The organism is Alteromonas sp. 009811495 (genome assembly GCF_028865455.1).
GTDB lineage: Bacteria > Pseudomonadota > Gammaproteobacteria > Enterobacterales > Alteromonadaceae > Alteromonas.
The window spans coordinates 1,128,303-1,148,750 of the sequence record NZ_CP113972.1 but is presented as its reverse complement, the minus strand read 5'-3'; the positions used below and the strand labels follow the sequence as shown (position 1 = coordinate 1,148,750).

At 42.1% G+C, this 20,448-nt stretch carries 20 protein-coding genes; 16 read left to right on the top strand and 4 right to left on the bottom strand.

Annotated elements, in window-relative coordinates; all coding sequences use genetic code 11:
- Positions 1–1,467, bottom strand: coding sequence for a sigma-54 dependent transcriptional regulator (locus tag OZ660_RS05210; RefSeq protein ID WP_202264177.1), 1,467 nt, complete (start codon positions 1,465–1,467; stop codon positions 1–3).
- 154 nt (positions 1,468–1,621) lie between these two features.
- A complete protein-coding gene (locus tag OZ660_RS05205) occupies positions 1,622–2,416 on the bottom strand; it encodes a flagellin N-terminal helical domain-containing protein (RefSeq protein ID WP_274742796.1) in 795 nt (264 codons plus the stop codon).
- Between the two features lie 174 nt (positions 2,417–2,590).
- Between OZ660_RS05205 and OZ660_RS05200 the strand changes: the two genes are divergently transcribed.
- The 16 genes from OZ660_RS05200 to OZ660_RS05125 all read left to right on the top strand — a co-directional run bounded on the left by OZ660_RS05200 (position 2,591) and on the right by OZ660_RS05125 (position 18,296).
- Positions 2,591–3,046 carry an adenylyltransferase/cytidyltransferase family protein gene (locus OZ660_RS05200; protein ID WP_159623612.1) on the top strand — a complete coding sequence of 152 codons (456 nt, stop codon included), beginning with the start codon at positions 2,591–2,593 and terminating at the stop codon, positions 3,044–3,046.
- A gap of 58 nt (positions 3,047–3,104) precedes the next feature.
- Positions 3,105–3,809 carry a pseudaminic acid cytidylyltransferase gene (gene pseF / locus OZ660_RS05195; protein WP_202264173.1) on the top strand — a complete coding sequence of 235 codons (705 nt, stop codon included), beginning with the start codon at positions 3,105–3,107 and terminating at the stop codon, positions 3,807–3,809.
- Positions 3,806–4,888, top strand: a complete 1,083-nt coding sequence (gene pseG, locus OZ660_RS05190) for a UDP-2,4-diacetamido-2,4,6-trideoxy-beta-L-altropyranose hydrolase (protein ID WP_232369697.1) — start codon at positions 3,806–3,808, stop codon at positions 4,886–4,888. The genes pseF and pseG overlap by 4 nt, the downstream gene beginning before the upstream one ends.
- Positions 4,889–4,890: 2 nt before the next feature.
- Positions 4,891–5,940, top strand: a complete 1,050-nt coding sequence (gene pseI, locus OZ660_RS05185) for a pseudaminic acid synthase (protein WP_274742795.1) — start codon at positions 4,891–4,893, stop codon at positions 5,938–5,940.
- Position 5,941: 1 nt separating this feature from the next.
- Positions 5,942–6,859 (top strand): LicD family protein, encoded by a 918-nt coding sequence (locus OZ660_RS05180; protein ID WP_274742794.1) that lies wholly within the window; start codon positions 5,942–5,944, stop codon positions 6,857–6,859.
- Positions 6,860–6,866: 7 nt separating this feature from the next.
- A complete protein-coding gene (locus tag OZ660_RS05175; protein WP_274742793.1) occupies positions 6,867–7,808 on the top strand; it encodes an ATP-grasp domain-containing protein in 942 nt (313 codons plus the stop codon).
- The gene (locus tag OZ660_RS05170; RefSeq protein WP_274742792.1) at positions 7,805–8,461 is read left to right on the top strand and encodes an HAD family hydrolase; all 657 of its coding nucleotides are present in this window, start codon (positions 7,805–7,807) and stop codon (positions 8,459–8,461) included. The genes OZ660_RS05175 and OZ660_RS05170 overlap by 4 nt, the downstream gene beginning before the upstream one ends.
- Before the next feature lie 141 nt (positions 8,462–8,602).
- The gene (pseB, locus tag OZ660_RS05165) at positions 8,603–9,604 is read left to right on the top strand and encodes a UDP-N-acetylglucosamine 4,6-dehydratase (inverting) (protein WP_274742791.1); all 1,002 of its coding nucleotides are present in this window, start codon (positions 8,603–8,605) and stop codon (positions 9,602–9,604) included.
- The gene (gene pseC / locus OZ660_RS05160) at positions 9,601–10,767 is read left to right on the top strand and encodes a UDP-4-amino-4,6-dideoxy-N-acetyl-beta-L-altrosamine transaminase (protein ID WP_274742790.1); all 1,167 of its coding nucleotides are present in this window, start codon (positions 9,601–9,603) and stop codon (positions 10,765–10,767) included. The genes pseB and pseC overlap by 4 nt, the downstream gene beginning before the upstream one ends.
- Before the next feature lie 135 nt (positions 10,768–10,902).
- Positions 10,903–11,916 (top strand): glycosyltransferase family 2 protein, encoded by a 1,014-nt coding sequence (locus OZ660_RS05155; protein WP_274742789.1) that lies wholly within the window; start codon positions 10,903–10,905, stop codon positions 11,914–11,916.
- Positions 11,917–11,924: 8 nt separating this feature from the next.
- A complete protein-coding gene (locus OZ660_RS05150; RefSeq protein ID WP_274742788.1) occupies positions 11,925–13,661 on the top strand; it encodes a CgeB family protein in 1,737 nt (578 codons plus the stop codon).
- Positions 13,662–13,722: 61 nt separating this feature from the next.
- Positions 13,723–14,553 (top strand): sulfotransferase domain-containing protein, encoded by an 831-nt coding sequence (locus OZ660_RS05145; RefSeq protein WP_274742787.1) that lies wholly within the window; start codon positions 13,723–13,725, stop codon positions 14,551–14,553.
- Between the two features lie 39 nt (positions 14,554–14,592).
- On the top strand, positions 14,593–15,327 hold the full coding sequence (locus tag OZ660_RS05140) for a CatB-related O-acetyltransferase (protein ID WP_202264137.1): 735 nt from the start codon (positions 14,593–14,595) through the stop codon (positions 15,325–15,327).
- Positions 15,328–15,381: 54 nt separating this feature from the next.
- On the top strand, positions 15,382–16,545 hold the full coding sequence (locus OZ660_RS05135) for a LegC family aminotransferase (protein WP_202264135.1): 1,164 nt from the start codon (positions 15,382–15,384) through the stop codon (positions 16,543–16,545).
- A complete protein-coding gene (locus OZ660_RS05130; protein WP_274742786.1) occupies positions 16,532–17,635 on the top strand; it encodes a nucleotidyltransferase family protein in 1,104 nt (367 codons plus the stop codon). The genes OZ660_RS05135 and OZ660_RS05130 overlap by 14 nt, the downstream gene beginning before the upstream one ends.
- 7 nt (positions 17,636–17,642) lie before the next feature.
- On the top strand, positions 17,643–18,296 hold the full coding sequence (locus OZ660_RS05125; protein ID WP_274742785.1) for an acetyltransferase: 654 nt from the start codon (positions 17,643–17,645) through the stop codon (positions 18,294–18,296).
- A 5-nt stretch (positions 18,297–18,301) separates the two neighbouring features.
- On the opposite strand, the gene OZ660_RS05120 is transcribed toward OZ660_RS05125, so the two are convergent.
- Together OZ660_RS05120 and OZ660_RS05115 are read right to left on the bottom strand one after the other, a co-directional pair.
- Positions 18,302–19,279, bottom strand: coding sequence for an NAD-dependent epimerase/dehydratase family protein (locus OZ660_RS05120; protein ID WP_202264129.1), 978 nt, complete (start codon positions 19,277–19,279; stop codon positions 18,302–18,304).
- A 33-nt stretch (positions 19,280–19,312) separates the two neighbouring features.
- Positions 19,313–20,440, bottom strand: a complete 1,128-nt coding sequence (locus tag OZ660_RS05115) for a hypothetical protein (RefSeq protein WP_274742784.1) — start codon at positions 20,438–20,440, stop codon at positions 19,313–19,315.
- Positions 20,441–20,448: the final 8 nt, after the last annotated feature.

Below are 20,448 nucleotides of genomic sequence, written 5' to 3'. Positions count from 1 at the left end.
TTACGCATCTTCAGTGCGTTGGATATCGTACTTGCGCATTTTCTCAACAAGTGTAGTGCGTCTCATGCCAAGTTTGTCGGCCGCACGAGCCACCACCCAATCCTGGTTATCCAAGGCTTGGCGAATAAGGTTAACTTCAAGCTCTGACAAGTACTCTTTAAGATTAACACCTTCTTCTGGAAGTGCTGATGATATCGTGCTGTTAGGCGCAACATCTTCATTGCTGCTATCTGGCTCTTCTTCAGGTTCTTGTGCAGCGGCTTCGGCGAACAAAGCATTGAACGCTTCGCGCTCAAGGATCTCTTCTGGATAATCAGGTTCGTAAGCTTGCACATCGCCGTATTGGTATTTTTCGGGTAAATCAGCAATATCGACAATTTGCCCAGGATACAAAATAGTCAGGCGCTCAACTAAATTAGACAGTTCACGTACGTTACCTGCCCATTCATGCTCCATAAGTGACGCTATTGCATGTTCAGTAAACCGAACGCCTTCTACACCATCACCTTGAATGCGACTATTAAGCTCTTGTAATAATAACGGAATATCATCTTTTCGCTGACGAAGAGCAGGAGAGTCAATTGGGAAAACATTTAAGCGGTAATACAAATCTTCGCGAAACTTATCTTCGCTAATCATGTTTTCTAGATTGCGGTGGGTAGCGGCGATAATACGCACGTTACACTGTAGAGGTTTATTCCCACCTACTCGCTCATAAGTGCGCTCCTGCAATACTCGCAGTAGCTTGACCTGCATCTGCATTGGCATATCGCCAATTTCATCGAGAAATAGCGTACCGCCCTCAGCTAGCTCGAAACGCCCTTTCCTAGCACTTATCGCACCAGTGAAAGCGCCCTTTTCATGCCCAAACAATTCACTTTCCAGCAGCTCTCCGGGAATAGCACCGCAGTTAACAGGTATAAACGGGCCATCTTTACGCTCAGATAAAAAATGTACGTTACGGGCAACAACCTCTTTACCTGTGCCCGATTCACCGAGAATAAGTACGGTTGCATCGGTTGGCGCAACTTGCTCAACTAAACGGCGTACAATTTGAATTTGCTCACTTTTACCCACCAAACTTCTAAACAAGCGCGTTTTCGCCCCTGAAGAACGTGAAAGGCCAGGCTTACGCCTTGTGTACTCTTGGCAACGGTGTATTGCCTGTGTCAAAACTGGGTAGGTAAGAGGTGTTGCTATAACACTCACTAAATTGCGATATGCAGATGCTTGGCTATTACTTTCTACCAAAGCCACAAAAGGGATATGAGGGAATTTTTCAACAAACCCTTTCACCACTTGGCTCGATGTGTGCTCAATAAGCACCGCATCAGCCCCACTATCTTGCAAATACCGCTCACCCTCATTAAAACTGCGAGCCTGGCATGACTCACCCATGAAGGTAACGATAGTTTCCAAGTTTTGAATAAGTTCCTGATTGTCACTAACCAGCAAAATGTTCTTCATCAATTCCCCGAGAACGCTTTGTTATTATTTACAGTTTAGCGCATTTACAAATTGTAACGGCAAAAGATCGCAGCGCAACAGCTGAATGAGGAAATTTACCAATAAAAAAAGCAGGTTGCCCTGCTTCTTTCGAATAATATTGAAAAATAATGCGTTAATTTAGCAGTGCAAGAACCTGACCTTCTTGCTGATTTGCTTGCGCTTGAACAGATATTGCTGCTTGACCACGCACGTCATTAGCCGCTCGATCTGAGGCGGCTTGTGCATAGTCTAGGTCTTGTAGCCGACTTCTTGCTTCTGCTGTATTAACATTCGCTTGTGTGAGGTTACGAGCAGTGCTTTCAAATCGGTTTTGCACTGCGCCGAGATCGCCACGCGCACCGCCAACCACTTCAATAGCATCGTCGGCTGCACTAAGCGCATCTTCAACACTTGTACCTGAGGTTATGTCGATTGACAGTACACCGCTTAGTTGCGACGCGATATCTTGAGTATTAATGCTAATCGACTGACCACCATTTGCGCCAGTTTGAAATGACAGTTCGCCATTATCAGAAAGTAATGGTTTACCAGCAAAGTTAGTTTGCTCAATGGTTTGACTGATGTTTTCTTGAAGCTGTGTAATTTCAGATTGAATTGCGCGGCGATCGCCGTCACTCAGCACACCACTGCCAGATTGCAGTGTTAATTCACGAATACGATTTACATCGTCGTTAATGCTCCCCAAGCCACCTTCAGCCACTTGAGCTACGGAAATGCCATCGTAAACATTGTTGATTGCTTGGCGATTGCCTTCAACTTCAGAAGTAAGACGGTCAATAATTTGCTGTGCCGATGCATCGTCAAGCGCATTGTTAACCTTTTTACCACTAGCAAGCTTCTCCATTAGAGATTCTTGCTTCTCCCGCACTTGGCCGAGAATGGAGGATGTTGAGCTGTCAATTTGCATGGCGCTTTCCTATATCAATTAACATTAAGAGTGTAGCAGAAAGCTGGACAAAATGTAGCCAACGAATCGTATAACAATGAATACCTTTAGATGCAAAAGCATAACCTCATGGATTTGATTGACTTGCCGATAAGCTATTGGTGTACAATTTGTTAATTTTCAGAGAGTAGCGCTATGACGACTGTAGTTACCTATGGCACATTTGATTTATTTCATATTGGTCATGTGAGGCTTTTAAAGCGCCTGCATAGCTTAGGTGACAAGCTTGTAGTCGGACTATCCTCTGATGAATTCAATACCGTTAAGGGTAAAAAGGTTGTTATTCCTTATGAGGATAGAAAGGAAATCCTACTTTCTTGTCGTTACGTAGACAGCGTGTTTCAAGAAAACTGTTGGGAACAAAAGCGCGAAGATTTACAAAGAGAAGGAGCCGATATTTTCGCCATGGGTGATGACTGGATTGGTAAATTTGATGATTTGCAGGATATCGTCAAGGTTGTCTATTTACCACGCACTCAAGACGTTTCAACCACAGAGTTAAAAACTGTCATTAGTGAAATCCAAAACGAAAAAATTCGCCAGCTACAAAGCCTCACTGAGCATTTAAATGCTTTAGTCAAGCGACTTTGATGAACAAAACTCTAGATTCAACCACGCCATTAAAAGTAGAGAAATAGAGCAGAAAAATATGAACGTAGCGATTATCCCTGCGCGAGGGGGAAGTAAGCGAATTCCTAAAAAGAATATTAAACCGTTTTGTGGCAAACCTATGGTCGCTCACGCAATAGAAAATGCGTTGGCAAGCCCCTATATTGATAAAGTTGTTGTTTCTACAGACGATGAAACAATCGCCAATGTAGCCGCTGAATATGGTGCCGATATACCGTTTATAAGGCCTGCTGAGCTGGCAGACGATTACACGGGAACCAGTCCTGTTGTTCGCCATGCGCTTAATGAACTTCTAGAAAAAGGCTGGGATATCAATTATTGCGCTTGTGTCTATGCAACATCTCCCCTCCTTACCACCTCATTAATCAATACGTGTTTTGAGATGCTAGATGGTGCTTTAGATGTAGACTATGTATTTACAGCTGCGCGGTTTTCATTTCCGATTCAAAGAGCGATATTACAAACCGAAAATGGCGGTGTTAAACCCTTCGACGAGTTTGGTATTACTCAACGCTCACAAGATTTACCTCCTGCTTTTCACGACGCAGGTCAACTCTATTGGGGCCACTATAAAACTTGGCTCGACACCAGCAAGCGTATTTTCGGCGCCAATTCAAAAATGGTCGTGATGCCTGATCATTTGGTACAAGATATTGATACCCCTGAGGATTGGGTAAGAGCCGAATTACTCTTTAAGTTAATGCAGACTGAGAGTCTTACGTGAAGGTTGTGGTTCGGGTAGACGGTACTGCGCAGATAGGGTTAGGCCACGTTATGCGTTGCTTAACACTTGCAAACCAATTCCTTCCCTTCGCTCGTGTCACCTTCTTATCATGCCCTCTCCCTTTTGCGTTACATCAACAAGTGGAGCAAGCCGGAATTACTTTGTTAACTGCGCCACCATTAAATAGCAGTGAACAAAGTACTCGTTCAGATTGTAAGCTAGACGAGCAAGCCCAATACAAGCACGCAAACCAATGTATTGATGTGCTTTCACGAGCGCATAACGACAGCATCGATATTTTAATAATAGACCATTACCAACTGTCATCTGCATTTAGCAAAACAATGCGTAGGTGTAGCAAACATATCGTTGTTATCGATGATTTGGCCAATCGACAACACGATTGCGACGTACTGTTAGATCAAAACCTCTATGACAATTATGAAGTACGCTACGAGCAGCTAGTGCCTAGCCATTGCCTCAAGCTACTTGGACCTAAATTCGCTATTTTACGTGATGAATTCTACTCGTCTTCTGTCATACCAAGAAAAGACAATCATTTTCTCATTTGCTTCGGTGGTAGCGACCCTTCAAACCTCACGGAGCGAGTAGTAGATACTTTACTTTCGTTAAAGTCCCTGACCATTTCGGCCGATATCGTGGTAGGCGCTGGATATACGCACACTGATTCATTGAAAACAAAAGTGAGTTCACTGGCAAATGTTACGCTTCATGTGGCATGTTCCTACATTGCTCAGTTGATGAAAACAGCCTCTACTATGATAGGAGCAGGTGGTTCGATGCACTGGGAACGTGCGGCGTCAGGCGTAGCGGGTATGATTATTACGCTAGCCGACAACCAAATTGAAACGACGCGCTGCTTACATAAGCAACAATGTTGTTTGTGGATAGGCAAAAGCGATGACGTTACTCAAGAAGACATTAGCGAAGCGATCAATTTTGCGATAAGTTCGCCCGAAAAAATGCGTAAACTCGCCGATAATGCGGCGTCGCTACTAAACAGCAATAAAAATCCATCTTTTGTAGTGGATACTATATTGAACAGTATTAAGAGGTAGTCATGAATCCAATCACAATCGGTGATATTCAAATTGGTCCTGGGCGTGCGCCCTTTATCATCGCAGAGATGTCTGGTAATCATGGCCAATCATTAGATAAAGCATACCGCTTAATTGATGCTGCCGCAGAGGCGGGAGCACATGCAATAAAATTGCAAACCTATACACCAGACACCATTACATTAGATTGCCATGAGGGCGAGTTTTTTATCGAAGATCCCAATAGCCTTTGGAAGGGAAATTCTCTTTACAACTTGTATAAAGAAGCGATGACGCCATGGGAATGGCACAAAGAGCTTTTCGACTATGCAAAAGAAAAAGGGCTGTTGGCTTTCAGTACGCCTTTTGATTTAACCGCAGTCGATTTTTTGGAAACACTAAATCCTCCCTGTTATAAAGTTGCTTCTTTTGAAAACACCGACCACGCTATTTTGGCTGCGGTGGCAAAAACAGGAAAACCTGTGATTGTGTCCACCGGCATGGCCAGTCAATCTGAAATAGCTGAATCTGTAGAGGTACTTCGCGCCAATGGTTGCAAAGACCTTGTGTTACTCAAATGCACCAGTAATTATCCGGCGAACCCAGTAGACGCCAACCTAAAAACGATTCCACATTTAAGTGAACTCTTCGACTGTCAGGTTGGGCTTTCCGATCATACACCTGGCGTGGGTGTAGCTGTCGCTGCAGTTGCGCTTGGCGCGACCGTAATTGAAAAGCATTTTGTGCTTGATAGAAAGGGTGGTGAAGTCGACGCAGAGTTCTCGCTTGAACCACATGAAATTAAGTTATTGGTCGAAGAGACAGCCCGTGCCGCAGTGGCTATCGGCAAAGTAAGTTATGGCGCAACAGAGCGTGAAAAGGCCTCTTTAGTGCATCGACGTTCTTTATATATCGCCCATGACATGAAAGCAGGTGACACACTTACGGCGGAAAATTTACGCTCAGTTCGTCCGGGACTTGGTTTACCGCCTAAATACTTGCCGCTCTTACTTGGAAAACAAATAAAATGTGATGCTCCTAAAGGGACCCCTATGAGTTGGGAGCTACTGTAACATGAAAGTAATTCTGTTCGGTGCAAGTAAAGCGGGTGAGAACTATATTTCCAATCATCCCAATATTGAAGTATTGGCGTTTGCCGATAACGATAGTGCCAAGCACGGTTCTAGTTTTATGGGTTACCCTGTTATTGCTCCGGCAGACATTTCAAGTTACGACATCGACAACATAATTATTACCAGTCAGTGGATTGACCAAATACACGGTCAACTCACTAATGACTTATGTATTCCCAAAGCTAAAGTGATTGTTCCGAGCAAACAAGCTGTGAAAGCCGCACTGCCTTTTGAAGACAAAGGGACGCTTTCTTTCGCTCAAACTTTATTGCGAACGTTAAATCGCTTTTGCCAAACGCGAGATATCGTATTTTGTTTAGACTCAGGCACACTATTAGGCGCGGTAAGAGACAAAGGGCTTATTGCATGGGACGACGATATTGACCTTGCTGTCGACAAAACAAATTTTGCTAAGCTGCAATCTGCGCTACCCGAGCTTAGTAAAATGTTAACTGAACAATTTGATGTAGATTGGAACATTGTGATTATCAATGTAAACGGCATTGATTCATGTATCAATTTAGAGTTTGCGAATTCAAGTACCAGTGCATACGTACAATTTGATGTCAGCATTCAATGCAGAGAATCGCTCGAAGGTTATTCAGAACTATTATCCTCTGGTGGATTATTTTTCGCGCCAGCAAAGCACTTCGACAACTATGAGCCAATTACTTTTCTAGACGAAACGTTTTTGGCCCCCTTTGATAAAGAAGGCTTTTTGACTTTTATGTACGGGGCATGGGAAACGCCTAAAAAAACAACTCAAATCACCGAATATGAAAACCGTCGGGCATCGATGCCTTCTCCAAAAGGTGGTATAAAAATACAGAAACGTACAATCACAGCAAAAGGCATTTAAGACAAACGTGAACGTTCTTCTTTCCAGTGCGAGTAACAAAGTCCCCTTACTGTTGGCTTTAAAAGATGCGGTTAAGCGGATTTCGCCCAGTGGTGTAGTGACTGCAGGTGATATCAACGAAAGAGTATTGACGCGTTACTTTTGTGATGAGTTTTGGTGTATGCCGCCAACAGTCGAGGCAAATATCGATCACATTATCGCTGAGCTTAAACAACGAAAAATCACTCATATATTTCCCACCAGAGATGGCGAACTACTTTTCTGGGCCGCACTAAAAGAAAGATTGAGCGACGCAAACATTTTCGTCATTGTGTCAGAGCACGACGCCATTGAGCGCTGTTTAGATAAGCTAGCCTTCGCTCAGCTTGATGTACCGTCCATTATTCCAACGTTCTGCGAGCTAAATGGCGAATTAAAACAATCCAAGACAAAACGCTATGTGGTGAAAGAACGTTTTGGTGCAGGTAGCAAATCTATCGGGGTTAACCTCAATATTGACGACGCAGCGGCTCACGGCAAGACACTTTCATCGCCCATCTACCAACCCTTTATATCAGGCCAAGAAATAAGCGTTGATGCATGGTTAACTCGCGAGAACGTTGTAAAAGCGGCGGTGTGTCGCGTACGTGAACTTGTAATAAATGGCGAGTCTCAAGTTACGTACACCCTTCCCCAGTTTCCCTTGCTACCCATTATAAATGACGTATTATCGGCGCTTAAACTCTCCGGTCCTGTCGTACTACAAGCCATAGTAAGCGGTCAGCATTTACACATTATCGAATGTAACTCGAGATTTGGCGGAGCATCAACGCTAGGCATCAAAGCAGGCGTCGACAGCTTATACTGGAGCTTATGCGAATCGCTGGGCCATAATATTGACCAGATACCAGCCATACTTTCAAAAGAGAAACTCACGCAAATACGCGCTGCCACAGATTACTACCTATGATTTACATTTTTGACCTTGATGACACGCTCTATAATGAGCGCCACTATGTTGAATCTGGCCTAAGGGCTGTTGCTTCCTATGTCGAGAGTACCTGGGGCGTAAACAAAGAAGTCGGCACCAAGGAATTGACCACTTTACTGGATAAGAACGGTCGAGGTCGTATTTTCAATGATTATCTTGCCATGCACAACATTGCAGACACAAAAAGCAATGTGAAGGCATGTGTTTCTGCATACCGATTACACAAACCCTCTCTTACTATGCCATCAGCACACCTTTCGCTGTTGAATGCTTTACCTTCCCCTTTGTATTTAGTCACTGACGGCAACAAAATAGTGCAAAGTAATAAGGTTGACGCGCTAAATATTGCGCCACTGTTTAGACGCGTATTTATCACACACCGATTTGGTGTGAAGCATGCAAAGCCATCTCTTTACTGCTTTGAAAAAATAAAAAAGGCGGAAAAATGTGAATGGCGCGATATGGTATATATCGGCGATAACCCGTCCAAAGACTTTGTTAACTTAAACAAAGTGGGAATGCCCACGATAAGAGTCCTTACTGGCGTGCACAAACACGTTGTCGCTAAGCCGGGATATGACGCTGCTCATACAATTAACCACTTAAACGAATTAACGTCGATCAAGCTATAGAAAGTCCCTTTAACATAGCTTCTTTTAGCAGAAGTATTTGTGCACTGATAAACACCTAAACGCATAGATTCTAATGCTTTATGGCAAATATGCCGACACATGATATATTGTGTTTATAACCATAAAAACAGCGAGCAAACCATGTTCGACGGAAAATCGATTCTCATAACAGGTGGTACAGGGTCATTTGGCCATAAATATGTCGAAACCTTGTTAGCGAGACACAAACCAAAGCGCTTAATCATTTACTCGCGTGACGAGCTAAAACAGTTTGAAATGCAGCAAAAATTCAACGCGCCTTGTATGCGATATTTTATTGGTGATGTGCGCGATAAAGAGCGTATGCATCGTGCTATGCAAGGTGTTGATTTCGTTATTCACGCCGCGGCTATGAAACAAGTCCCAGCTGCTGAGTACAATCCTACAGAATGCATACGTACTAATATCGATGGCGCGGAAAACGTAATCAATGCTGCAATAGACAATAACGTGAAAAAAGTGATTGCACTGTCAACGGACAAAGCGGCAAACCCTGTTAACTTGTATGGTGCGACTAAGCTCGCATCTGACAAACTGTTTGTGGCAGCCAACAATATCGTTGGTGCGGGCGCATCGCGTTTTTCAGTGGTTCGTTATGGCAACGTAGTAGGTTCTCGTGGCTCGGTGGTGCCTTTCTTTAATAAGCTAATCGCAGAGGGCAGCGACCACATTCCAGTCACGCACAAAGACATGACACGATTTTGGATAACCTTGCAGCAAGGCGTCGACTTTGTGTTAAAGAACTTTGAGCGTATGCTAGGCGGTGAAATATTCGTTCCAAAGATTCCCTCAATTCGAATCGTCGATTTAGCTGAGGCAATGGCGCCTAATACCCCCATAAAATATGTTGGAATTCGACCTGGTGAAAAGCTGCATGAGATGATGTGTCCTGGTGATATGTCGTTGCACACGTTTGAATTTGCCGATCACTTTGTTATCGCTCCCGCTATTAAGTTTTTCCATAGAAGCAATAATTTCACGTCAAATGCACTAGATGAAGTGGGTAAACCTGTGGATTCTGGTTTTGAATATGTATCTGATACAAATGCGCACTTCCTCAGCATTGAAGAAATAAAGCAGTTTAATGAGGAAGCACGAAAGTGATTCCCTACGGGCGCCAGCACCTTGATGAGAGTGATATAAAAGCAGTCTTAGACACACTAAAATCTGACTGGTTAACTCAGGGGCCAGCGATCCCTAAGTTTGAAAGTGCATTCGCAGACTATTGTAGTGCAAGCTATGCTGTTGCGGTTAATAGCGCGACATCAGCCCTTCATATCGCATGCCTTGCTCTTGGCGTAGGTCCGGGCGATTGCGTGTGGACCTCGCCTAACTCATTTGTTGCCTCATCAAACTGCGCGCTCTACTGTGGCGCTGGTATAGACTTTGTCGACATTGATTTGCAAACCGGCAACATGTGTGTCGACGCCTTAAAGTACAAGTTAGAAAACGCTGAAGCGAACAACTGTTTACCAAAAGTAGTCATTCCCGTGCATTTTGCAGGGCAACCTTGCGACATGGCACAGATACGCGCACTTTCCAAACGTTATGGTTTCTTCGTAATTGAGGATGCCTCTCATGCTGTTGGTGCAAGATACCAAGACAAATCTGTTGGAAGCTGCGAATTTTCTGATATTTGTGTATTTAGTTTCCACCCTGTGAAAATAATCACGACCATGGAAGGCGGTATGGCGCTAACCAACAGTATGGAACTGGCAGATAAAATGCGCATGCTTCGTAGTCACGGCATTACCAATGATCCAGCGATGATGACTGAGGATAGTCATGGTCCTTGGTATTATCAACAGATTACGTTGGGCTTTAATTACCGTATGACTGATGTAGAAGCGGCGCTTGGCTTAAGTCAGCTGGATAAACTCGATACATTTGTTGAAAAGCGAAACGCACTAGCTGCCTACTATGACAAGTCACTTTGCGACCAGGCAAATATTGCTCCGCTTATACAACACAATGATACTTACTCAAGTTATCATCTATACGTTGTCAGAGTGAAATCACTAGACAGTACGACGCATACAACGCTTGTGACACAATTGAGAGAGAGCGGTATTTTTGCCCACGTTCACTACATCCCTATTCATTTACAACCTTACTATCAAAACTTGGGGTTTAAGAAAGGCGACTACCCAAACGCGGAGCGTTATTATCAGCAAGCCATTACGCTGCCTATGTTTCCTGACCTAAGCGAAAATGATGTTGCGTCAATTGTGTCTACGCTCATCAAACATGTAGATAATTTACGATAGAATCTGCGATAGATTCTCGTACAACCGCGATAAATATTCTCAAAAAAACTCTATTTAAAATCTCTGTAGTCGATAAAGAAGATAGGGAGCAAAGAAGTAAACAACATTCTGGTAAGTCAAAAGAGAATCTCAATTATGTCCACGCGAACAATAACAGCACTGCTTACCACCTACAATTGTGAGCGCTTTATAAACGCCACTATTGACAGCATCCTCTCGCAAACTTTTTCAGATTTTGATTTTCTGATTATTGATGATGGCTCATCAGACGATACATGTAAGCTTATTAGACAATATAATGATCCGCGTATCACTCTTATTACGCACGACGAAAACAAAGGTGTTGGGTACCGACTTAATGAAGCATTAGACTTAATTCAAACGCCTTATATTGTAAAAGTAGATGGCGATGATTTAAGTCTCCCTACTAGATTTGTAGAACAACTATCTTACCTTCAAAGCCATCCAAATGTTGCAATAGCAAAGTGTTACATCGAATACTTCACAACAGATCCACAGGTTGAAAGAAGTGATCGATTCCGACAGTTTCAAGAAGAAAAGGCCCCTCTCCTAAACAGCATAAATACGATTGAAAAAATTAGGGAAGAGTTACTAAGATGGTGCTGTGTAACACATAGTACTTATTTTGCCCGAAGTGACGTCATCAAACAGCTAGGATATGCCGAGCGAAGAATGGGGGAGGATTACGATCTCTTTTACAGGGCCATTAAAGCAGGCTTTGACATCGGTTGTGTTCCAAAGTGTCTACTAAAAGTGCGATTAAGTGACTCTTCGACAACAACCTTGAACAGCTCGACCGATGCATTTGCAAATATGTTAGTAGAGTTGAAATTAGCGGAGATAGAAAAGATTGTAGATAAGCATGGGGCGCTTTATCTTTATGGACGTGGTCAACTATCTAAAGCGCTAGCAAAGTGTTTTGCAGCGCGAGGGTACCCAATAAATGGTTTTATTGATAAAACTGCTGGCCGTGAAACCATCGAGGACACAACTCTATGCGTATTTGAGCACTCACCTACTCAATATGGTGGTGTTATTATTGCCGCTCAACCCGTTCGAGAAAAAGTAAGAAAGTCGTTAAGTTACGCTGGCTGGCGTGAATGGGATGACTTCTTGGTTATAGCGTAACTTATTCAATGAATGTTAAAACTAAAGCTGCAGTTATAGCGGATGAATTTACATTACTATCGGTTGCATCAATTTGGGATGTTTGTTCTCTCAATAGACTCAATGCAATTGAGCAACTGAAAGCCTTCTGTCCAGACCTATTATTTATAGAATCTACATGGAATGGTGCGGATGGAAGTTGGAGTAATGAAAACCGCATTACGTCTCAACTTCCTCTCATTCGGTCTTTAACAGAGTTCTGTAATCAGAACAACATCCCGACTGTGTTTTGGAATAAAGAAGACCCTGTGCATTTTGTAGACTTTTCTATCAGAGCAAAACTGACAGCACTTTTTGATATTGTGTTTACCACAGAAGTCGATTGTATTGCTCGCTACAAAGCCTTACTTGCACATGAGAGGGTCTATTTTTTACCCTTTTTTGCGAATACACAAACATTTTACCCTAAGGATTTGAAACGTCAGTCTGGCTATTGCTTTGCTGGTTCCTGGTATGAGAAGTACCATGAACGCAATAACGATTTTCTTCACTTATATGGCTTGATAAAAAACAGTGGCGCGTCAGTAAGTATTTTTGATCGAAACCATCAGAAAAATATCGAAGGAAGAACATTCCCAGCTGAATTCCAACCAAGTATTGTAGGTAACCTCCCCTATTCAGAGATTGACAAAGCTTATAGCGGTTATGAAACCGGTATTTCTCTAAACATTGTAAAAAATGGACAGACCATGTTTGCGAGACGAGCAGTAGAGCTCTTAGCATCAGGTACCGCTGTTGTATCGAATTACACAAGAGCAATGAGAGTCTTGTTTGGAGAATTGGTTGATACCGTATCTTTATATGATGACAAAATTCACCATACATCATGCGATACATCCGATCGGTCTACCTTTATTAAAAACAATCTTGATGAGCATTATTTCCAGCATCGAGTTGCGCAAAAGATTGCGTTGTTGCAAGGCAAGGGGGGCATACCTAAAAAGGGAGGTACTAACGGGAGTTGCCGCCTACGTCTTGTGGAACAAATGAGTGAACACTTTAATTATCAAGACGCTATTTGTTATACCCGTTCTCCAGTATCTAACTTATTAGAATCTGGCCATTTTGAAGTTAACACCTCTGCCTTGAAGGTAAGTACTACAAACGACAAAGTAACAATAACTTCAACGCTATCAGAAGCTGAGCATTCTTATATTAATCTGACATCTCATTTTCATGTTTCTGAATTTGCGGAGTTCGAAGAGTTTGTCTACCTAACAGATGATGAACGTACCGAACTAGATATATGGCAATACAATGAATCTGGTGCTTGTGTTCAAAGAGATTTGTTTTCCACATCTCAACCATGCAAGCTAAAGGTACAACCTACTGCGATATCAATAAGAATTGGATTCAGAGTGACTGGTCCAGGCACTAGAAGCATTGAAGTGCTATCAAAAGGACGGTTACGACGAATTCCTCACTATATCATTCCAATAACTCGTTCTTATTTGCACGTCACATGTAGCGAAGAAGAGCTGATTGCTAATGTTAACGCGATTAAAAGCCAGCATTCCGGCAACTATGAAATATTTGTAGATACTGGGAAAGACGATACATTCAATTACACCAGCATAGGACAGACAAACATAATTATCGGTGGAGAAAGAGTTCACTCGGCCATAAAAGAGGGTCGAAAGTTGGCTGCACAGCTAGGCTACGATTTTTACACGACACCACTGACGATAGAAAACCAAAATTCATGAAAATATTGAAATCGCCGATACTATCGGTAGATGCAGGAAAAATTTAAGAGAGAGCTGTTTGATGCAAGATGATTGGTTAACCTTGTTTAGGGAGCAGTGGCAAGATAGGACATTCATCGCCTTTGTGGGTACGGGCAGAATTGGTACCGAGTTTTTTGCGTCCTTCTTTAACTCGGTGCTTAAAGAGGGCATCAGTGTACATGAACCAATTCCTGACGCATTCAACCTTGCCATGAGCTACATCAGAGGTAAGCGAAACACTCAAGAAGCTGCTAAAGAATACATCCGAATTCGAAGCGGCCTATTTTCTCAAATGGAAAATGAACGTTGTCATTATTTCGTTGAATCGAATAATAATCTTTCACTGCTGCTTCCGATTATCAAGCTCTTATTTCCAAACTATAAAATCGTACATATTGTTCGTCCTCCAGAGGACTATGTTTGTTCAGTCCTTGGCAATATACAAGCGAATAGCTATTCGATGTACAGCGTTGATGATCCCAGAAATCGTCCAACAGCAACTGATTTCAGTGATGATAGCTTTGCAACAAAATGGGCACAATTTGAACAAGCTGAGAAAATTGCGTGGTTCTGGGGAAAATACAATGAAGTAATTAGAAGCGAACTATCTGGCGACGCGCATTATCTGCGTCTCAATTTTGTCGATTTGTTCAAGAATAAACCATACGCGTCAATGGCAGAAATACTGACTTTTTTAGATATCCCCTCTTTAAAAGCGTTAAGTGAAGAAGAGATAAACACTCATCTTCATTCACCTAAAAACAGTGCAAAGAAGAAAATAAAGAGATTTGAAGAATGGCCAATCGCATTACAAGAAAAATGTAAAACCATCTTCAATCACTTTGGAGCTGAATATAGTCTTGAGAGCTGATTTTTCACAGTTCTTTCCTTAACAAACACGTGTATTATTATGATTGAGCGTAAATTAGCGACATTTTTATCAGGCCAAGAATTAAAAAGAAATGCACTAACTCGTGAAGAGCTAGAACGCCATGACATGCGCTTTTCCAAAGGACTTCGCAACACTGTATTTGAACAGGGTGCACATTTTCACTCAGGTATTATAAATCCCGAGTTTACAGTGTTTCTTGGCGCATACTCCTACATGAATGACCTTGGCTATGTTCGTGACAACACCTTTATAGGTCGATACTGTTCAATTGGAAGAAGGGTAACCATTAGCGCAGGAATTCATCCCATGCATGGCGTAAGTACACACCCCTCGCTACGCAAACCCATGAAATATAATACTCATCAGTTATCCGAACTTGGTATCGAAAATTCAGCGCCGACAGTAAAGAAAACCAGAATTCTCAATGATGTTTGGATTGGTGATGGGGCCATTGTCATGCCTGGCGTTGAAATTGGTAACGGCGCAGTTATCGGCGCCAATGCTGTGGTGACAAAAAATGTACCTGACTATGCGGTAGTTGGAGGAACCCCTGCCCATATAATTAAATATCGATTTCCTGAGTCTGTCAGGGAAAAACTGGCGAAGAGTCAATGGTGGAACCTACCCCATGATGTTCTCACCAACCTGCCCAGTGGAAATATATTTGATTTCCTTTGTGCAATAGATGACTTACCACAACTGCAAGAAGAAAAAGCAAACTATTACTTGCTGCATGAAGATGAAAAAGTTTAGATTCCTAACGCATAGTATTAAAGATAATGACCTACAGTAAAACGGCACAGTGATATGAAAAGTTTAGTTAAATTTGTTCGTTCTATTTATGATACAGATGCATTCATACCACTGCACGAGCCGCGTTTTTCTCAGTTGGAACATCACGTTCTGCGCGATGTTGTCGATTCCACTTTTGTGTCCACTGTTGGAAAATATGTTGATAAATTTGAAGACCAAATCAAGTCCTATACCGACGCTCAAGGCGCTGTAGCTGTAGTTAATGGCACTGCAGCACTACATGGTGTACTTCATGCGTTGGATATTTCGTACGGCGATTTGGTGATAACTCAAGCCGTGTCATTTGTTGCTACTGCAAATGCCATTAAGATGACTGGAGCTGAGCCAGTATTTGTTGATATATCACGAGAGAGCTTAAGTCTTTGCCCAGAAAAGCTCGCTCAGTTTCTCTCTGATAATACCGTTCTTGATGACAAAGGCAGATGTATTCACTTATCAACCCGAAAGCCAATCAAGGGAATTGTTGTTGTACACACTTTTGGGCACCCAGCGCTTTTGGATGAGCTTATACAAGTTGCCAACAACTGGCATATTCCTTTGATTGAAGACGCGGCTGAAAGCTTGGGAAGCTTCTACAAAAACAAGCATACTGGAACGTTAGGGAAGTATGGTGCAATAAGTTTTAACGGAAACAAAATTGTTACCACTGGCGGAGGTGGGATGATTTTGACGCGTAGTAAAGAAGATGCTCTTCGTATCAAGCATTTAACGACAACAGCTAAAGTAGCTCACCCCTTCGAATACTATCATGATGAGTTTGGATTCAATTATAGAATGCCTAACTTAAACGCTGCTCTTGGCTATGCGCAATTTACATCATTCCTAAATATTCGAGAACAAAAACGTGAGTTAGCGCAACAGTACGCTAGTTTTTTTGAAGATACTGAATATAGTTTTGTTAAGGAGCCTTCTTATGCGAGTTCCAATTATTGGTTAAACGCGGTGGTGTGCAAAAACGCTGACGCTAAGACTGCGATGTTGGAAGATACTAACCGACAGGGGGTCATGACACGCCCTCTGTGGCAGCTTTTAAATACGCTTCCGATGTACCAAGCATCCCTGTGCGCTAACCTAGACAATTCACAGTGGCTTTTCGAGCGTTGTGTGTGTATCCCTAGCGGAACATTCAAGGAGTTATCATCAAATGAACAACAGTGACTTCTCAGTTTTTTTTATATCAGAAACCGACACTATCCTTGATGCGCTAAAACAAATGGACCGTATTGCTAAGAAGCTGCTTATTCTTGTTTCGCACAATGATACCTACATAAACCTGATTTCTGTAGGCGATTTACAGCGCTCAATAATCAATAATGTTCCCCTTAGCGCACCGATTTCAACACTTAAGATTGATCCCAAATGGGTATGTAAAGACACTGACTCTTATAGCCACATAAAGCGTACGATGGCGAAGATTCGCTGTGACTTCATGCCAGTCATAGACGAATCTAATACCATTACGGGAATATATCACTGGAACGACGTTTTTGGTGGCGTTAACAGATATAAAAGCCAGGGTTGTAAAGGTGTGCCAGTCGTTATAATGGCCGGAGGTAAAGGGACGCGCCTGAAGCCGATATCAAATGTGCTACCTAAACCTTTGACTCCAGTAGGTGAGCGAACCATATTAGAAGAGATCATCAGCCAATTTAAATCTGTCGGTTGCGACGAATACTATCTTTCCGTTAATTATAAGAAAGAGCTAATAGAATACTTTGTGAATGGCTTTAAAGACGACGACTATGAAGTCAATTATATTTGTGAAAGCGCGCCACTGGGAACTGCTGGCTCTCTTTCGTTACTCAAAAACAAAATAGACCGTACGTTCTTTGTCACGAACTGTGACATTCTGATTAATCAAAATTTAGATGAAGTCCTTGAGTATCATAAAAAAAATAATAACAAAATCACTTTAGTGGCGGCCTTGAAACACCATAAACTGTCTTACGGTACACTTAAAACTGGGGACGACGGCGTTTTACTTGAGCTCGAAGAAAAACCCGAGTTTACGTTTAAGATAAATACAGGCGTTTACGTGCTGGAGCCTGATGTATTAGATCATCTACAACAGAACGAATATAAAGACATTACTGACTTAATTACATTAGTTAAAAATGCCGGAGATAGAGTGGGCGTTTTTCCTATTAGCGACAAATCGTGGATGGATATTGGAGAGTGGCCAGAATACATTAACACTGTCAAAACATTATCTGATGACGATAATTTCAGTGGTTTAGTATTGAGTTAAGATAACGATGAAAAATATTGTTGTGCTTGGGGCTTCTGGCCATGCAAAAGTGGTGATAGATATTATTGAGAAGGACAATAGATTCCGAATCGCTGGTATTGTCGATCCATTGTTGCCCAGAAAGTCGATGTTTATGGGGTACCCTGTAATAGGCCATGACGATGACCTTCCAAGGATTGTAGAGAACTTTCAAATTTACGGAGCCATAGTTGCAATAGGTGACAATTCTCTGCGCCAGCGCATTGTCAGAAAAGTGAGTCATAGTGTCCCACACCTTAGCTTTGTAACTGCTATACACCCAAGAGCGACCATCGGAACTCAAGTCACGATAGGCCCAGGAACAGTTGTTATGGCCGGAGCCGTAATTAATTCAGACGCAAAAGTAGGTAGTTTCTGTATTGTGAACTCTATGTCGCTTTTAGAACACGATTCTTGCTTGGGAAATTTTGCGAGCCTTGCACCGCGTGCATCCACGGGAGGAAATTGTGATATTGGCGAGATGGCGACTGTAGGAATGGGCGCTGTTGTACTGCAAGGACTATCAATAGGGACAAATACAATTGTTGGTGCAAGCGCAATGGTGAATAAAGACTTACCAGCTAATGTAACCGCTTATGGACTGCCAGCACGCATTATACGTCACCAGCAGCCACACGATTAGCAGAGCTATATATTACTGTACACTTTACTGTCAGGATCAGTAATAAAGCCATCTCTGACGACTTGTAATATTTGTTCTATGCCATCAGGTACAGTTTTCGTAATTTTAAAATCGAGTACACGACTAATTTTATCGAAGTTTACGCGGTAATCTCGAGGGTCTTCTTGTTTTTCAACGTAGCGAATATTAGCGTCTGGTAGAAACTTAATAATCTCTTCAACTATCATTTTTTTCTGATAATTTTCTGAGGAGTCTCCAACGTTGAACACTTCAAAAGCCACTTTTTCGCTCGACGCTTTAAACACTTCGAGCACTGATCGTGAAAGATCGACTACATGACAATATGGACGCCAGAATTGCTCACCAAATATGACCAACTCTCTTCCAAGCGCCAATTCCTTTGTAAATTCATTTACGGTTAAATCAAATCGCAGTCTTGGAGATAATCCGTAAACAGTTGAGAAACGAAGACAAGTAGGTTCGCACTGACTTCCCTCTTCTCTTTTAGACAACAAAAATTGTTCAAATTCGACTTTGGTTTCTGCGTACAACGAGACTGGCGCGAGTGGAGACGTTTCCGTTACAAATCCATCACTGTCTTCCATCTTCCCGTAGTTACTGCAGGTTGATGCGAATACGAAACGCTCTACCCCATGCTTGTTTGCAACATTGTAAACTAACTTTGCCCCATCTAAATTAATTGACTTAGTGAGTTCAGGCTCTTTAGCACAAGCAGGATCGCCAACAATTGCCGCTAAGTGAGCGACAAAATCAATGCCTTGCATAACCTCATTTAGTAGTGATTCGTCACGGATGTCACCTTTGACAAAAACAAAGTTCGGATTATTTAATAGCTCTACAATGCTTTCACCACCGAAGCTCAATGTATCTAGTACAGTGACGTGATAGTTATTTTCGAGCAGGATCCGTACTAAAACACTTCCTATATAACCGGCACCGCCGGTAACAAGTACCTTTTTCATGTTTATTCTCTTTATATTGAAGTCTGTGAAGGCCTAGTCAACAACCAATTCATACCAACCCTTTATCAGCACCTGCCAATCACCAAAACTAGCGACGCGTTCTGCATTTTTACTTGTATCCTTGGGGGATGATATAAGCGATAGCAACGTTTGATTTATATCAGTCAATTTATCTATTGTGGTGTAAGTGACGCCTGCATTCACCAATTTAGAATAGTCCAACCAGCGGCCTGTTATCAATTGACTCCCTGCAAACAACGACTCTATTACTGTGCCGGATGCGGCATCAGTAATAGGCACAATGATATTGATATCTACTGAAAGTCTCAGCATCGCTACATCATCATCGGACAAATAGCTCTCTAGTGTTTGATAACTCAACTTTGTTGAAGCTAATGTTCGTTTTAGCTGTTCAATGTAGCTAGGGTAATTTCCATAGGTAATAGGCAGAACGAAGTGAACATTCGTTAACTGATCTTGGATTTTAGCAAGCTGTTCAACAACTTTTATGTGCTGATGCCCAGGGTCAGCATTGTAACCTACAAGTACAATAGTCTTATCGACCGGTAAACCTAATTTTGTTCTATATGTCTGCTTATCAGCTATGTTTGCTCTTAAGCTTTTTATCTTTTCAAATGGAAGTAGCCCAAAGTGACAATGAGAAAACTGTATAGAAGGTTTCCTCTTCTCAGACAATAAATTTTGAAGCGACGCTTTCATTTTAGGTGTATGACAATTGATTGAATCACATTTATTTAAAATTTGAGCCAACATTGCTGGGTTGCTACACCGCATTAGGTCAGAACCCCAAATTACAGCGGTTAGTTTACGTGTACATAACTTGTATAGAGGCACTGCAAACTGATGTAAAATATCGACAAAATGAATTTGAATGTTGTCGTAACGAACACGGTTTTTCCGAAACAATACCCATCGCAGTACGCCTAAAAACCAGCCATAACGCACTTTCTTACCAAACTTATTTTTCCACCACTCGCAAATTGAGTTGACATAAATATTGTCTGCCAGCACGTCGTCACGCTCTATCGGCAGAATACTAAGACAATCTACCCGCAAAGCAGGGTCGTACGCTTTTAGATTGTTAATTAGTCCAACAACAAAGGTTGAGTTGACGTTACCAATTATGAGCACTGATTTCATTATTTGTT

Excerpts from the sequence above, each read along its gene's own strand:
- OZ660_RS05120 (WP_202264129.1), bottom strand. The coding sequence starts at position 19,279 with ATGAAAAAGGTACTTGTTACCGGCGGTGCCGGTTATATAGGAAGTGTT.
- OZ660_RS05150 (WP_274742788.1), top strand. The coding sequence starts at position 11,925 with ATGAATGTTAAAACTAAAGCTGCAGTTATAGCGGATGAATTTACATTA.
- pseI (WP_274742795.1), top strand. The coding sequence starts at position 4,891 with ATGAATCCAATCACAATCGGTGATATTCAAATTGGTCCTGGGCGTGCG.
- OZ660_RS05200 (WP_159623612.1), top strand. The coding sequence starts at position 2,591 with ATGACGACTGTAGTTACCTATGGCACATTTGATTTATTTCATATTGGT.
- pseF (WP_202264173.1), top strand. The coding sequence starts at position 3,105 with ATGAACGTAGCGATTATCCCTGCGCGAGGGGGAAGTAAGCGAATTCCT.
- OZ660_RS05125 (WP_274742785.1), top strand. The coding sequence starts at position 17,643 with ATGAAAAATATTGTTGTGCTTGGGGCTTCTGGCCATGCAAAAGTGGTG.
- OZ660_RS05170 (WP_274742792.1), top strand. The coding sequence starts at position 7,805 with ATGATTTACATTTTTGACCTTGATGACACGCTCTATAATGAGCGCCAC.
- OZ660_RS05130 (WP_274742786.1), top strand. The coding sequence starts at position 16,532 with ATGAACAACAGTGACTTCTCAGTTTTTTTTATATCAGAAACCGACACT.
- OZ660_RS05145 (WP_274742787.1), top strand. The coding sequence starts at position 13,723 with ATGCAAGATGATTGGTTAACCTTGTTTAGGGAGCAGTGGCAAGATAGG.
- OZ660_RS05210 (WP_202264177.1), bottom strand. The coding sequence starts at position 1,467 with ATGAAGAACATTTTGCTGGTTAGTGACAATCAGGAACTTATTCAAAAC.
- OZ660_RS05140 (WP_202264137.1), top strand. The coding sequence starts at position 14,593 with ATGATTGAGCGTAAATTAGCGACATTTTTATCAGGCCAAGAATTAAAA.
- OZ660_RS05115 (WP_274742784.1), bottom strand. The coding sequence starts at position 20,440 with ATGAAATCAGTGCTCATAATTGGTAACGTCAACTCAACCTTTGTTGTT.
- OZ660_RS05135 (WP_202264135.1), top strand. The coding sequence starts at position 15,382 with ATGAAAAGTTTAGTTAAATTTGTTCGTTCTATTTATGATACAGATGCA.
- OZ660_RS05180 (WP_274742794.1), top strand. The coding sequence starts at position 5,942 with ATGAAAGTAATTCTGTTCGGTGCAAGTAAAGCGGGTGAGAACTATATT.
- OZ660_RS05205 (WP_274742796.1), bottom strand. The coding sequence starts at position 2,416 with ATGCAAATTGACAGCTCAACATCCTCCATTCTCGGCCAAGTGCGGGAG.
- pseB (WP_274742791.1), top strand. The coding sequence starts at position 8,603 with ATGTTCGACGGAAAATCGATTCTCATAACAGGTGGTACAGGGTCATTT.
- OZ660_RS05155 (WP_274742789.1), top strand. The coding sequence starts at position 10,903 with ATGTCCACGCGAACAATAACAGCACTGCTTACCACCTACAATTGTGAG.